Annotated in this window: 14 protein-coding genes and 1 pseudogene; 7 read left to right on the top strand and 8 right to left on the bottom strand. The window is 59.4% G+C overall.

Annotation, left to right across the window (positions count from 1 at the left end):
- Positions 1-446 precede the first annotated feature (446 nt).
- The 3 genes from MAXJ12_RS40195 to MAXJ12_RS26385 all read right to left on the bottom strand — a co-directional run bounded on the left by MAXJ12_RS40195 (position 447) and on the right by MAXJ12_RS26385 (position 3,766).
- Entirely contained in the window at positions 447-854 is a 408-nt protein-coding gene (locus MAXJ12_RS40195; protein ID WP_085984085.1) for a DUF3168 domain-containing protein, read from the bottom strand.
- A 60-nt stretch (positions 855-914) separates the two neighbouring features.
- Positions 915-2,162, bottom strand: coding sequence for a tyrosine-type recombinase/integrase (locus tag MAXJ12_RS26390; RefSeq protein ID WP_008839150.1), 1,248 nt, complete (start codon positions 2,160-2,162; stop codon positions 915-917).
- 86 nt (positions 2,163-2,248) lie between these two features.
- Entirely contained in the window at positions 2,249-3,766 is a 1,518-nt protein-coding gene (locus MAXJ12_RS26385; RefSeq protein ID WP_008839149.1) for an ISNCY family transposase, read from the bottom strand.
- A gap of 224 nt (positions 3,767-3,990) precedes the next feature.
- On the opposite strand from MAXJ12_RS26385, the gene MAXJ12_RS26375 reads away from it, so the two are divergent.
- The 6 genes from MAXJ12_RS26375 to MAXJ12_RS26350 all read left to right on the top strand — a co-directional run bounded on the left by MAXJ12_RS26375 (position 3,991) and on the right by MAXJ12_RS26350 (position 10,123).
- Positions 3,991-4,587, top strand: coding sequence for a tyrosine-type recombinase/integrase (locus MAXJ12_RS26375; protein WP_008839147.1), 597 nt, complete (start codon positions 3,991-3,993; stop codon positions 4,585-4,587).
- A gap of 311 nt (positions 4,588-4,898) precedes the next feature.
- The gene (locus MAXJ12_RS26370) at positions 4,899-5,951 is read left to right on the top strand and encodes an HWE histidine kinase domain-containing protein (RefSeq protein ID WP_008839146.1); all 1,053 of its coding nucleotides are present in this window, start codon (positions 4,899-4,901) and stop codon (positions 5,949-5,951) included.
- Positions 5,944-6,309, top strand: coding sequence for a response regulator (locus MAXJ12_RS26365; protein WP_008839145.1), 366 nt, complete (start codon positions 5,944-5,946; stop codon positions 6,307-6,309). Before MAXJ12_RS26370 ends, MAXJ12_RS26365 begins: the two co-directional genes overlap by 8 nt.
- A gap of 386 nt (positions 6,310-6,695) precedes the next feature.
- Positions 6,696-7,454, top strand: a complete 759-nt coding sequence (locus MAXJ12_RS26360; protein WP_008839144.1) for an SDR family oxidoreductase — start codon at positions 6,696-6,698, stop codon at positions 7,452-7,454.
- Between the two features lie 934 nt (positions 7,455-8,388).
- Entirely contained in the window at positions 8,389-8,637 is a 249-nt protein-coding gene (locus MAXJ12_RS26355; RefSeq protein ID WP_008839143.1) for a DUF982 domain-containing protein, read from the top strand.
- Positions 8,638-9,706: 1,069 nt separating this feature from the next.
- The gene (locus MAXJ12_RS26350) at positions 9,707-10,123 is read left to right on the top strand and encodes a DUF982 domain-containing protein (RefSeq protein WP_244421608.1); all 417 of its coding nucleotides are present in this window, start codon (positions 9,707-9,709) and stop codon (positions 10,121-10,123) included.
- 26 nt (positions 10,124-10,149) lie between these two features.
- On the opposite strand, the gene MAXJ12_RS26345 is transcribed toward MAXJ12_RS26350, so the two are convergent.
- Entirely contained in the window at positions 10,150-10,374 is a 225-nt protein-coding gene (locus MAXJ12_RS26345) for a hypothetical protein (protein WP_008839141.1), read from the bottom strand.
- 403 nt (positions 10,375-10,777) lie between these two features.
- On the opposite strand from MAXJ12_RS26345, the gene MAXJ12_RS26340 reads away from it, so the two are divergent.
- Complete coding sequence (locus MAXJ12_RS26340; protein WP_008839140.1) at positions 10,778-11,080, top strand: DUF6894 family protein; 303 nt, start codon at positions 10,778-10,780, stop codon at positions 11,078-11,080.
- A 693-nt stretch (positions 11,081-11,773) separates the two neighbouring features.
- Here the strand turns inward: MAXJ12_RS26340 and MAXJ12_RS26330 are convergent.
- The 4 genes and pseudogenes from MAXJ12_RS26330 to MAXJ12_RS26320 all read right to left on the bottom strand — a co-directional run.
- Positions 11,774-12,016: a DUF6894 family protein gene (locus MAXJ12_RS26330; protein ID WP_008839138.1), complete on the bottom strand. Its 243-nt coding sequence runs from the start codon at positions 12,014-12,016 to the stop codon at positions 11,774-11,776.
- Positions 12,017-12,074: 58 nt separating this feature from the next.
- A complete protein-coding gene (locus MAXJ12_RS26325; RefSeq protein WP_244421607.1) occupies positions 12,075-12,791 on the bottom strand; it encodes a Crp/Fnr family transcriptional regulator in 717 nt (238 codons plus the stop codon).
- Between the two features lie 346 nt (positions 12,792-13,137).
- Positions 13,138-13,755, bottom strand: a pseudogene (locus tag MAXJ12_RS35810) (tyrosine-type recombinase/integrase).
- 121 nt (positions 13,756-13,876) lie between these two features.
- The coding region (locus tag MAXJ12_RS26320) for a glutathione S-transferase family protein (RefSeq protein ID WP_008839135.1) at positions 13,877-14,434 on the bottom strand (558 nt) is incomplete at its 5' end.

Here is a 14,434-nt window from a genome sequence, read left to right as displayed (position 1 = left end):
GGAGATTTCCCGGTCCGTTCCCGACGAATTTCGCGAGCTTGCCGAGAGAGAGTTGTAGTAGAGGCCCCACCCAGCCCTTCCGGGAAGGTCGTGCAAGTCGCCTTTCGTCACATGGCAATATCGCAGCCCGATAGTGCGCAAGCAAGCGGGCTCTCTGCCTGAGTACGTCCGACGCATGCGGATGCGGTGCGCAAGTGCGGAACGGGGGAATGACCAGCACGACCTTTGAAAACCGTCTGCTGCCGAGCAGCAGGGCATCAGGACCATCAGGACCGGAGGTGCAACGATTAGGACAGTGCGTAAGGCAATCGGGCGCGATGGGCCGCAATGAACTGCGAGATCCTTAGATGAGATGGTGCCTGACGACTGGCAAGTTGCATCGCGGCAACTGCGGGGAACTCATTTGATCGGCGATGGCCGGGAGCTACCAAAAAAACTGGCCTAGCCTAGCTGGCCTGACGATCCGGCGTAGAACTAGAATTCGTACAGTCGGCAATTTCCGCTGAGAACCTCACTATGCCATGATGGGCTTCGTGGTTGGTATCATAGCGAACCTCCGAGTGGCTTAGAGACCATGAGTCGATAGAAGCGTTCTCAATCGATGCGGCGTCGCTGAGAGCTGCTCGAGCTACTTCGACAAGCTGCGCAGCCGCAGCCTGTCCTTCGCGGATCCAAACGTGGACCGTGGCAAGCAGTTCAGGGCGCTCAGCCGATTGAGTGACTGCAACCCACGCAAACGGATAATCACTCAGCTCTTGGTCTGCAATCTTTGCGCCAACACCGTTGGAGAACGCTTCGCACTCGCGTAGGCGTTGAAGGAGCGCAGCTCGCAATTTACTCGTAAGATTCGTCATAGTCCCGCTCTATGGTCACGATGGAGAAGCCGAAGTGCCATCATGAGCGCATAGCATTCCTCATTCGCCATAGCGTGGCAACTGAGCAAGCATTTCGCCAGAGAACCTGGAGAAGTTTGATCGCGGCCATGAAGAAGCGCCTTCGATCTTACTGTAAAATCGGGGGTCCTTTCCCCGGAATCTTGCTTTGATTTCGACGAGCTCGACGTTGACCCTCTCCACCTCGACCAAATAGGCCGAGTTCAGCGGGGCGAATCTCAGCGTCAACTCCGCCTCGGTTTGGTCCGGGGCCAGATGCCCATAGATTTTGTCAACGGTAGCAGTGTCGGCGTGCCCGAGTTGCTTGGCGACTATCGCAAAGGACGCCCCTGCCTGCACGAGCTGGCTAGCGTAGGTGTGACGAAGCGAATGGAACACCGTGTCCCGTGGAAGGCCGGTCCGGTCAACTAAATCTCGAAATAGATGCTTGTAGCGATCACTCCATTGCCTACCGTCCGCATTGAGGAACACGAGATCATCCCGCTTCTTGCCGCTGCACGCCGACAGAAAGAAGGCCATGCCTTCGTCGGGCAAGAATACGAACCTTGGTCGATAATTTTTCGACGGTGAGATATAGATGCCGTACCCCTCCTGGGCGACGTCGCCGACGTGGAGATTCGTCAGTTCCTGAACACGGCAGCCGGTGTACAGGGCACCGAGGATCAATTGCCGCAGATCAAGCCTACTGGCTTCGACCAGTTCGGCACATTCCGGTCGTGAAAGAAAAACGGTTCGCGGTCTATCGACGTTCGGCAAGCGCTTGAGGCACCGCACAGGCCGATCGCTATCGATCTCGCCAATTTCCCAGGCCAGCCCGAAGGCGCCGCGAAGGATGCTGACGAGCGTGTTCACAGTCTTCTTTCGGCGCCGCAACGCCTCGGGATCCAAGTCGGCAAGATGGCGCTTGGGTCCGAGCGTCCGGTTACCATACTTCGGCGGCGTCTCCAGAACGCTGAGACAGAGCCTGTGGAAGTCCTTCGCGGTGAATTTCGCCAATGGGAGGTTCGCAATGCGCGGCACGAGATGGTGATTGATCAACGTTACAACAGTCTCGAAGTGCGATCGGGCCGCGGCCACCCGTTTCCATTCGATGTAGTCGCAGAGCGCATGCCCGACGGTGAACTCTTCGCCGCAAGGACAAATGGTTATTTCTCCATTGTATCGGATCGCGTGCCGGCTGACAGCATTCGACCGGATTGGATCGCTGCTGAACCATGCTTCTGCGGCAGCTGTTGCCTGGTCAAAGGAGAGCTGCGCGGCGACAATCAAGGTGAGATTCGTATTGCCTCACCGAGGAGTGCTCCTGAGCAGTTCTTCCGTTGCCTCATCAGGATGTTCCCCGCGGTCGCGACCCGTCACTCTGTCATTGCCTGGAAGGCCGCTGCTGACGAAGTTGTGCCGAACACCATCTCATGAGCCTTTTCCTTTCGCCATATTTTGACGCGACGTTGCAGTGTGCGCAGAAGGAGACTGGGATATTTCCCCGGGTATTCCGACTGGAGCCGCGCCAGCAATTCCCGGCTCGTTTGCCACGGTCCTTCTTCAAACCAGCCACGTAGCTCGTGGGTGACCCCTGCAAATGGGTCAGGACGCCGCCGTTCCCGCTTCTGTTTTGTTTTCGGCTTCGCAGTAGGTCGTATTTCGCCCTCCCTCCACGCGATTCGCAAGCTTGAGAGGAACTGATCGAGTGCCGGCTCGGCCACCGCGGAGTCCGATGTGGACAAACGATCAGCTATGGCCACAAGGCGCTGTTGTGCGGCTCGCGTGTCGCTCAGCAGCCTGACAGGATCCAGCTGCGCTGCGATCTGCGCCAGCTTCGCGCGAACGGACGCCGGCGTCTGCGGATTTCCCATTAGCCGCTGACAGGGTGTTGCCGGAAGGTGGTAACGTTTGCGCACCCTGGCGCCGTCACGCGCCTTTTCCGCCAGCTTGAACGAGGGCTGGAAGAAGTTCACGAACAGCCGAACCGTCGAATAGAGCTGTGCAAGGGCCGCAGCGGCTTCAAGCCCCTCCAGCCGACGATACCCGACAATGCGCCGCACCACGGCGCCGTTCTTCTGTTCGACGAACGCCTGATCGTTCTTGCGGTAAGGGCGGCAGCGGGTGAACTCGATGCCGGCATCCAGACAGTAATCGCGTATCGTCTCGTTCAGGAACACGCTGTCATTGTCCGTGTCGAACCCGAGAAGCTGGAATGGTAGGAACCGCCGTAATTCCGTCAGCACCTCGCTCAACAGCTTCTGCTCACGCACCAGCAAGGGCGCGCATTCCGTCCATCCGCTCGCGATGTCAGTAAGACAAAGCGTTTGTATGAAGCTTCCACGCGCCGTCGGTCCGCTGTGCGCCACCAGGTCGGCCTCAACGAAGCCGGGCGGAGGATCCTGCCAGTCGGAGAAGGTTCGGATCGGAACGCTGCGCCGGAGCGCGGTGGACGCTGTGCTGCGACGGCGTCTCGGCCCACCAGCGATGTCTCGAACCTCGCGAAGAGCGCGATCGATCGTGGCCGCGCTCATCGCCAATAACCGGGTGCGGATCTCTGCTTTTAGATGAAGATGCCCATGACGCTCCATCGCCTCCACCAGGATCGGAACCAACATCTTCAGACGCTTGCCGCAGATGCGGTCCGAAGCCTCCCAGAGCACGATCAACGCTTCACGAACGGCATCATCGTAAATACGACGCTCGGGTCGAGGTCCCGAACGAGCTGCCGGCGAACCGTTGCGAAGCAGCCGCATTGCGTGCTTGCGGTGAAAGCCACTCACGGCAACAAACTCATCGAGAATCCGCGCCTTTTCCGCACGGCCGCCCTCAATATAGCGCTGCCTTACCGCACCCACCAATTCATCGCGAGTTGCCATGCTTACACGCCTCATCTGATCTGCTCCTGCCACACCATCGCCGGGAGCAGATCAGATGAGGCAACGACTTACTATTCAGGAGCAATTCAGACGAAGCAATGCGAATCTCACCTTGATTGTCGCCGCGCAACTCGGTAGCGGTCGAACATTAATCCTCGGAGGCGCTCTGGGCGAGACGTTACAATTTACGGGCTCGCATCGGGCGCTGCGGCTGTGGAGGGCGGCATGGGAGAAGGACCATGCCTAACTGGAACAGAGGCCACATCGTCGGCCAGAAGCCTCCGCTCAAGCCACGAGAAGTCTGGAGCATCCGGACGCGACTGCAGGTGTCAGGCGCGGAACGCGATCTCGCGCTGTTCAATCTCGCGATCGACAGCAAGCTGCGGGGTTGCGACCTAGTCACGATTACCGTCGGAGACGTTGCCCTTTCCGGTAGCGTGCGTGATCGAGCGGTGATCGTGCAGAAGAAGACAGGGCGGCCGGTGCAGTTCGAGATTACGGAGCAGACACGAGCGGCAGTTGGCGCATGGATAGCACGCCGACGCCTCTCCGAACGGGATTTTCTTTTCCCGAGTCGCGTTCGCGCTAAGCCGCACATGTCTACGAGGCAGTATGGGAGGATCGTAGATAAATGGGTGGCCAGCATCGGCCTCGACCCGAAACGCTACGGTACGCACTCAATGAGGCGGACAAAGGCGTCACAGATTTACAAGAAGACGGGCAATATCCGCGCCGTCCAACTGCTCCTCGGTCACACGAAACTGGAGAGCACCGTCCGCTATCTCGGGATAGAGGTCGATGACGCGCTGGCGATCTCTGAACAGGTTGAACTCTGAGGTGCGCGGAGCGGCGCTTTCGCAAAGCGTCGCTCTGACCCGAATCGGTCATCGCCGCCACACGGCGGCAACGACGCGAAAGGCGTAGAGAGCGGTCGTTCGTTTCGGGCAATAATTAGAACGGTAGTCGCGCTGCCTGCCCGCCGCCCGCCCGCGCAGTGTCATCTACCTCTGCGTGCGCACATCGTGCGAGATCGGCGACGCTCCGCCATTCGATTTGTGCTGACGGTCCGCACGTGCGAAGGTGTTTGCTTCTGTTGGCATTTCAATGCCGTCGACGCATTGGCCCGATACCCGGATCACATTCAAGTATGCCGAAAATAACCGACAAGTCCGAAGGGCAGAAGGCTGCCGAAGCCGATGTCGAAAGCTTCCGGCACGAACTCGGCCCGTTCGTGGTCGCTGCCGAAGAGACCCGGATGGCCATGGTGTTCACGGACGCGAAGGAACCCGGCCACCCGATCATCTTCGCCAATGACGCCTTTCTCGCCCTGACCGGATATGCCAGGGACGAGGTGCTCGGCCAGAACTTCAATTTTTTAGTGGAGCGCGGCGCAGATGCTGCGGCGCTGGCGAAGATCGAGAGCGAGTTCAAGGGACATTGGGAGGGAGGCGCGGAAATCCAATATCGCCGCAAGGATGGCAGCGCCTTCTGGGCCGCCCTCTTCATCAGCCCGGTCCGCGACGAGGACGAAAAGATCGTCCAGTATTTCGCCTCCTTCGTCGATCTCACGAGACACAAGAAGGAGCAGATCGAATCCAATATGCTCATCGACGAGTTGAACCACCGCGTGAAGAACACGCTTGCAACGGTGCAGTCGATCGTCTGGCAGGCATCGCGGACAAATTCTGATCCCAAGGTGATCCGGGAAGCCATCGAGACCCGGTTGTTCGCGCTTTCCCGCTCGCATGACCTGCTGACCCGGGAAAACTGGGAAAGCGCAGGGCTGGCGGACGTGCTCAACGACGCCCTCGAGCCGTTCGGGATCGCGGACGGCCGCGCCGAACGCGTCACGATCAAGGGCGAGAACATCCGCTTTCCGCCCAAAGCCGCCCTGGCGTTGGGAATCGCGTTCAACGAACTTGCGACCAATGCCGTTAAATACGGCGCGTTTTCCAACGCAACGGGATCCGTCGATATCGAGTGGAAGATCGAGCCGAGAGCGGATGGCCCCAGGTTGATCCTGCATTGGCGGGAGAAGGATGGCCCGCCTGTGACGCCGCCATCACGAAGGGGATTCGGCTCGCGGGTAATCGAGCGCGGCTTGGCTTACGAACTGGAGGGTGCCGTGGATCTCCAATACCGCACAGAAGGACTGGTCTGCACCATGGATATTCCCGCACCGGCACCGCGCAATGGGTGATCTGCTTTCGGGCCGCAGCGTCCTTGTCGTAGAGGACGAAATGCTGATCCTCTTGATGATCGAAGACATGCTGGCCGACCTCGGGTGCCAGTCCGTGACCGCCGCCGCCACGATCGATAAAGCCCTCGCTTTGATTGAAGAGCATGTTTACGACGCGGTGATGCTGGACATGAACCTGAATGGCGACGACAGCCTGAAGGTGGCCGACGCGCTCGCCGCGCGGGGTGTGCCGTTCGTCTACTGCACTGGCAATAACGGCCATGGCATGAGGGATGACGCCGCCAACACCCCGGTTCTTCGCAAGCCGTTCAGCTTCGAGGAATTGACCGCTATCCTCACGCGCCTTCTCTCTCGCTGATTGCCAGCCATCCATTGTGGAGCGGCTGTGTTTGCCCGACATCGCCCCCAGATCCCCACGGCCGGAAGTGCCTGGAGGATGCGATGATCGGCTCTCACACGGACTGCCTTGGGCAGATTCGAGCCGTTTAGCACCTCGCCATTAGGATGGCCGCTCATGGCGCGACCGAGCCGGGGCATCGGCTGGGATTATATACCGATGGAGCGTTCTACGTCTCAATCGGGTGGCGAGCGGTCGCATCCGCAAATGCCGTACCACGACAGGTCTTTGGGCAAAGCGGCCATTCGCCAGTCAGCGCTGCCCTGCCGCTGGTGGCGTAAATCGGGTGGCCGGCTGTCTGCCCGACCGCTAGACAGCCATGACGCAATGTTCAGGAGAGGCACGTCATGGAACTGAAAAACAAGTCGATCATCATCACCGGGGCAAGCAGCGGAATCGGCGCAGCGGCGGCTCTGCTGTTCGCAGCCGAAGGCGCCAATGTGCTCCTTGGCGCACGCCGGGTGGCGGAACTCGAAACCCTTGCGGGGGCGATCAACCGAGGCAATGGCAGAGCCGTATACCTGGCCGGCGACGTAAAGGATGAGGGCTACGCCGATGCTCTGGTCGATCTCGCCATGAGAGAGTTCGGCGGGTTGGACGGCGCTTTCAACAATGCCGGCATCGTGGGAGAGATGGGTCCGGTCCCCGAAATGGCTAACGGTAACTGGAACGATGTCATCTCGGTCAACCTGACAGGTGCCTTCATGGCCGCCAAGGCGCAGATACCGGCCATGAAAAAGCAAGGGCAAGGCTCGATCGTCTTCACGTCGTCTTTCGTGGGCTTCAGCAACGGCGGAATGCCCGGAATGGGCGCCTACGCCGCGTCCAAAGCCGGGTTGATCGGCCTGGTGCAGTCGCTGGCATCCGACCATGCCATAGACGGTATCCGTGTCAACGCGCTGTTGCCAGGAGGCACGATCACGCCGAGCGGAGGGGAAGGGAATCCGGCCGCGTTGGAGTTCGTCGCGAATCTTCATCCAATGAAGCGGATGGCGACCGCGAAGGAAATTGCGCAGGCAGCCCTCTTCCTGCTTTCCGATCGGTCGAGCTTCATGACAGGAAGCCCGATGATCGTGGATGGCGGTATGTCCGTACGGCTGACATAGCGACCATACACACTCCCCTGTGAATGACTATCATGACCATTCGGGGGAGGCGTAAACGGAGTAGGACGCCTTCGCCGACTGTCTCACCAGACACTCTCCGATACTCACCAGCGAAGAAATTGAGAGTGGAGGGCGCGGAGGGGAACGGTCGTAAACCGCTCTTGGCGACACCGGCCACCACGCGCGTCAACGGCGTAATAGGGTCGCTTCAAGCCGTAGCGCGAACGGCACGTTTGGAGAAGCGCCGGGAAGGTCGGCAATGGGTGGAGTCGAGCCGTTTCACGAAGGGCAGGATAACCCATGCACAAGGGCCACGCCGCTGTACAACTCGGTCGAAGCGGAGCGGAACGCGTTGTCAGGTACCAGCAGCGAAGGGTGAGCGCGTCTGCCGCATGCATGTTGCGCGCTCGCGAGCCCCCAGGGGGAGAGGCGCACGGTCGTGTCAGCACGGGCGGTTTACGTGTGAGGCTGTGGCCAACCGCCGAGACTTGGCTGAGCTGATCCGGCGTGCGCAGTCCGGAATAGGATCAGTAAGCTGAAGGAAGTGTAGCGCCCAGCTCGCCTCAGCCAAGGCCAGGCGAACTTTTTTGCATTTCGGGCTTAGCAGGATGTGGGACCGGCGGCCATGGGCGGGAGGGGGATCACGCCGTGCCCGCCGGTCCTCGCTACGATTGAAGCTTCAACATCAAACGTTGCGTGCCCCCCAACGAGCCCGTCGGGGAAAAGTTCCCGCGATCTGGCAAATCAGATTGGCCGGAAGAAGTAGCTTCGGCAGATGGCGACCAACTCGACATAGCCGTCCCTCTCGCCTGCACCAAGGCGTCGCGCCTACCACGCTAGCCTCGATCAGTTCGCCGCTCACGAGATCGCCCTCCCAATTAAGCAACCAATGCCCCCTGCGTCGCGTTGCGGCGGTGGAGAGGTAGGGTGAAGCGTGTACGATGTGCGGTTTGCTGGACCAGTTTTCGTGCGCTTGCTCGGCGCGCGGCATCCCAGTGCGGTCAGCAGTTTGGGGCATGCCGCCGACCTTCTCTTCGACAATTGGCCTCGGACCAACGGCCCCAAATACGCTGAAGCGCGGCGTGCATGTCTGAACTGCGACGGCAGCGACGACAGCCTCGCCTGGACACGTCACGCTTTTAAGGAAGCCGCACGCGAAGCTGGCATTCTGGTCGAGGAATAGCAGCCCGTTAGCTCGTCCATCGCCGCCGGCCGAAATGTCGTCTGTGTTGAAAGCGCGCGTGACGACGCCCGAGGTCTCCGGCACTGCGCCGTCGGGCATTGGTCGATCTGCTCCTGTAGCGGCATCGATCTCGCATATTAGACAGTACTCCTATATCCTTTGCGGAAAGCCATGGAAGGGATCGATGTCTACGGGATGGCGGGTTTCGCTGATCGACGATGGAAGGACTCGCCATTTCATCGTCGGACTTGCCGACAGAGAGGCTGCCAAAGAACTGGCCATCGCTCGTTGTTCCGATGCCAGCGGTGTCGTGTTGCTTCCTTTGAAAAGATGGGGACTTTGAAAAGCTCGCATTGGTTGATGGTCAAATTATCGAGTCATCGGAAATCGGTTGAACATGTCCGGCCTTTCCCAGTCAGCATTCAACAGTCCGCTCGATCGTGGGAAGACCAAGTCCAAGGTGCCCGCTGGGCGCGCCCATAGGAAATTGCGCTACGTCTGATCATCCGCTCGGCCGATTACTTCATCGTCGTGCCCTTGGAAACCATTTTGAGGTCGCCAACGCTGCCTCGTCCATCCACGTGTGAAGTAGTTCCTGAACCGGCCTACGCCGCGCCCGGCGGACCTTTTGGATACGTCTCGATGACCGAAAAGGGCCGGCGTCCTTGTGGGGATTCGAGGAGAGAGACGGGCCTTGCCATATGGGGATATGGCAAGGTCAAGTATACTGCTGCAAGTCGCCGGCTTCACCTTGCCCAATCGTATGCGGGTCATCCCTACAGCATGATGACACTGCACTCATTCTGGCTTGTTTCGTCCAATGCCGTTGCCTCGAGCATTTTTTGGACTGCTCGCTGCAGGCTTGGGTTTACCCTTGGCTTTCGTCGGCATTGTTCTCCAAACGGCCGTTCTTCTTCTCCTTCGACACTGACCAAGCTATGTCATTTAACTTTGGAACAAGGTGAATGGTTCGCCGTTTCCACAGCTTCCAGGGGTGAGACACCCTCAGCACCTACTCTCGGAACCAGGAGGCCCGCCGCCGGTCTTCCGACCCCGCGCGGCGGGCTTCTTGCGTTCAGGATGGATCTTATATCACTCCGCCGAATTCGCTCGCTTAAAACCCGGTTTGTTGCTGGGAACCCGCCAGTCGAGTAGCGTGGATGCCCAGCGCTTTTGGGGCGTTAGTATGGTTAAGCTGGAAGACGGGATTTTCGACCAAGCGGTGAAGGTTCAAGGCGCGCGCCCCGGCCAAGTTCAGCACATAGGCAGCGCCCGCAAGGCAGCTGAATGGCTGCTCAACAAATGGCCCCTGAAAATCGACACTGCCAAGGCACGCGCGGCGCGCAAAGCCTGCTTGGAGGTTCTGGAGGGTCAGCGCAAGGCGGCGGCAGCCCGCCAAGCCTTTCGTGATGCCGCAGAGGAGGCCGGTATACTGATCGGTGACGACAATCCGCCGACACCCAAGCCGATGATGCGGAAAACATAGCCCGCTTTTACAGGGCCTCTTCCCGGCTACACGACCCTGAGATCGGTCTGGAAATCCTTTGAGATGCTATGCAGCGCCATCCTGAGGTCGTCGGGGCTGTCGATGCCGCCACTGAAAAGAGCAATCAGGCGACGGGCGAGATGCTCTCGCGCCGGATGCGAGCCCTCAATGCCAGCCTGTTCGCAATAATCGTCTAGAATTCTAGTGAGTGTCGCCAACTGCTCGGCGTCTGCTATGCCTCGGGGGGTCATTCGCGCGTCTCCCTGTGTTGGGCGAAAGCGTGATCGACTCTTTCAAGCGTCCGTGGCCGTAAAGATCGGACGACCTGGACAATATGCGCCTATTCCCGAAAGATAGCGAATCGCTCGTCGTCGTAGGCTGGAATTTCAAACTGCGACCGTGCCGTTTCGGTTAAGCGCCCGGCGATGAATCGAGCGTGCCTGCATCATCCATCGTGGCGCCCCAACTGCCACCCAGGCTCGAGAATTGTACGGAACCAACAATCATTCCACTCGTTGGCGGATGACCCGTTTTCCACAGGACGGGTGAATCGAGCCCGGGCGGGACGTTCCCCTCGCAGCACGCACCTCCACGTTCGGGCTCGACTTTCAATCCAACGGGATGGAACCTCCCGACAGCAGCAGGTGCTGCACCATGGCGCTCTATTATTTCGACATGCGCGACGGCGACCAATTCTATCCCGACGAACAAGGGACGGAACTGGGTGGAGGGCTTGCGGCCGCTCGCATCGTGGCGTTTGCCACATTGGCCGATTACATCCAAGGACGCGTTCCCGAGACCGACAGCCCCCGCCGCGTAGCGGTGGAGGTTACCGACGGGAATCACGAGCCCTTGATGGCTGCAGTTCTAACCGTTGGGTTCGTGCCCGTCGCCCGGCTAAAGCGACGAGACAAAGCTATAGCCTATAGGGCAAAACCTTCTCAAATTTCGACATAGCGGCCGATCGACCGCAGGTAGGCGATAATCTTCGGTTGCAGGTGATCGCGATCACCAAACATCTCAGTGATCTCGCGCATCCTCGGCTCGATCGCCTCCTGTTCCTGCGGCGTGAGATCGGCGTCGCCCAGTACGTATCCCCACGTGGCCTACCGCGCAGATGTCGCAGCCGGTGTCGATGACCGCCTGCACGAAAAACGGGATGTCGGCCTCTCGCATAACGATGACGTTCTAAAGCGCGGAAATCGGAGGCAACAAGAGGATATCTGTCTGTCCTGCAAGGGCGGCAAAAATTCGGGCGGTTGAGGGCCGTGGCGCACCGTGTTGGGGAGACCGGTAACAACGGCAACGCGGTAACATTCGCCGGCCAGTGCCATTGCGGGATGGTAACAATCGTGCGGCACGAAAAAGTTTTGCCTTCAAGGCGCTCATTCGGACGTTCCCGCTGCCAGCGTAGGCCAGGTATTCCGTCGAGCCATCGCGGTATGTTTGACTTGGATTCCCGCGCACGCCAGGATTTGGCCTTTGGATTTGCCGACCAACGCGGTCTTCGCGGTCGTCGCTGCGTGCTGGTCCATGAGGATGCAACCCGACAGGCCGTCGAATTATCCTGTCTTTTCAATGAAAGTTTCGATTTAGAACCCCATGAACGCTGGCACGAGCCGCTATAATTTTGATGTAGCCCCGCCGAATTCAGGAATCCCCCAAAACCTCGACCTCGAAAATCATTACGGCCTTCAGAAGGGGTTTGCTCTTTTCATTGCGAACCTCGATTGCCACGCGGCGGCGGTTCTCGGTTGGGACAATTTCCTTCACATAGTCCGCCAAGGCAGCGAAAGCTTCCGTACGCGCAGCCTTGAGGCCGTCCATCTCGGTCCCCTGATCGTCGGGATAGAGGCGATTGTCGTCGCGAACGTCGAAGAAATACAGCGCCATAGGCGACGAACTCCACTGGAGTGGGAAGTGTTCCTTGTTCAATTCTTACAAGCCTAATTCAACTCGACGCTGGCTTAGATCGATCCGGACCGCCGAAGACGTTCGCATTTGGGAACAGGCGACGGTAGAGTCCTTCTGGAATTCCGTAGCTAGTCGAGGCCAACGCTTCGAGCCCATCGCGATCGACAATTTGCACGTTGGCACGGGTGGAGCGGATCAAATGTTCCCCCTCCAGCATGTGCATGGCGACTGTGACACCCGGCCTCCTTACGCCGAGCATCATGGCCAGCAACTCATGCGTCAGACTGAACTGATCTGAGCCGACGCGGTCTTGGACCATCAGCAGCCAGCGGGCAAGTCGGGCCTGCACGGTGAGGTGAGCCGCCGCGACCGCGGTCTGGGCAACTTGGCTGATCAGCACCTGCACGTAACGAAGACAGACGGCGTGCAACGATGGGCTCTTCGAAACCAGCCTCCGGAGAACAGCCGATGGAATTCGCACCGCAGCGCCGCCGATCTGAACTCGAACTTCATTCAGCGCCAGAAAATCGTCAAGCACGACAGAAGCGCCTGTCATACCTTCCCTGCCGACCATTCCCACTTCGACGGGCTTTCCGTCCTGCATCCTTGCAACGACAGAGACCAAGCCTTCATCGGGAAAATAGACATATGGGATCGGTTCCCCAGCCGCTTCGAGAATATCCCCGCGCTTGATCGACACGCGCTCGAGATGTTGAGTGACCAAGGCCTGGTCCTCGGCGCTGAGCGTCTTCAACAACCAATTGCCCGGCGGTGGGTTAGATATCATGCGGAACATGCTCCCCAGTGCGAGGGTAGCACGGTCTCGAATGGAAGCGAAAGCGGGAATGTACGAATTTTACCTTCCCCTCTGGCAGGTCCAGACGCTCGCCCGGACCATTGCAGAAGACACACAACTCCGCTGCGCCGAGTGAGCTGGATGCTGGGGCTTACCAGTCCGCAGGCGCTCTGGACCACTGCAAGGGCGTGGCCGCCCCATGCGCACTGGATTGTTCTGGACGTCCGCTTTCGGGAGGAAATTCGGAGTGGCAAGGTCCGGATCGGGTCACGGTGCGACGCTTCATGAGCATCGCCCGTGCCGTCTATAGCTCGACCTGCTCGGAAATCGCCAGCGCGTCATCGACCTCTATCCCGAGGTAGCGGACGGTGCTCTCCAGCTTTGACGCGGATGTTGCCCGTCTTCTTGTAGATTTGTGACGCCTTGGTCCGTCTCATCGAGTGTGTTCCGTATCGCTTTGGGTCGAGACCGATACTGGAAACCCATTTGTCGACGATCCTTTCATATTGCCTCGTCGACATGTGGGGTCTGGCCGGGACGCGGCTCGGGAACAGGAAATCCGTTTCGGCGAGGCGGCGGCGCGCGATCCATGCGCCGACGGCCGCGCACGTTTGCTCCGTGATCTCGAACTGCACTGGCCGTCCTGTTTTCTTCTGTACGATCACCGCCTGATCACGAACGGTACCGGAAAGGGCAACGTCTCCGACGGTGATGGTGACAAGGTCGCAACACCGCAGCTTGCTGTCGATGGCGAGATTGAAAGCGCAAGATCGCGTTCCGCACCTGCCACCTGCAGTCGCGTCCGGATGCTCCAGACCTCTCGTGGCTTAAGCGGAGGCTTCTGGCCAACGATATGGCCTCGGTTCCAACCAGACGTTATGACCGTGGTGGGGATCCCAGCTGGCGTGCCTGCGGGAGGCATTGGCCATTGGGCAGGGTCCTCCGCCACACGCATCGCAGCGCCTCAATGCGTGCGTAAGCGGAGGTTGGACCGTCCAACTAGCTATCCCCGCATCGCCGCCTCTCGTTCTATCGGCTTGCTGCTACGCCGCTTTCGACTTAATATGGGAGATATAGCCGCGCACATCGGCGGCAGGCTCGCTATATGCCGCACCCAGCGTTTCCTGCATATCACTCATGTATTTCTTCGCCCAATCCGGCAGCGGATAGTCGATGACGGCCAGGAACTCGAGTGTTGCGGCAAGCCGGATATCTGCGATTGACGGCTTTTTCCCGCCGATGAAGGGCTGGTCGCCGATAAAGAAGCTCTGAAAGACGCCTAGCGGTTCGGCTATGGCCTCGACAGCCGCCTTGCGGGCGGCTTCCTTGCTCGTCGCATCTGCATCGCTGTGGCCGACCTCGCCCGGATATTGCGGGAAACCGAGCAAGGGATAGGTGGCTCGCGCCAGGTAGGGATAGAAAGTGCCGATCAGATAGAACATCGCGCTGTCGATCATGGCGCGGCGGGCCGGATCTTTCGGGTAAAAATCCTCCAGGCCATGCTTGTTGCAGAGATACTGCATGATGGCGCAGCTCTCCCACAACGCGCCCCTGGGCAGGCCGGTCTCTTCGATCATCGGCGTCAGGTGCGCCGGATTGCG

Source organism: Mesorhizobium alhagi CCNWXJ12-2 (genome assembly GCF_000236565.1).
GTDB lineage: Bacteria > Pseudomonadota > Alphaproteobacteria > Rhizobiales > Rhizobiaceae > Allomesorhizobium > Allomesorhizobium alhagi.
Note: the sequence above shows the minus strand (reverse complement) of the source record. Positions and strands in the feature narration are given on the sequence as shown.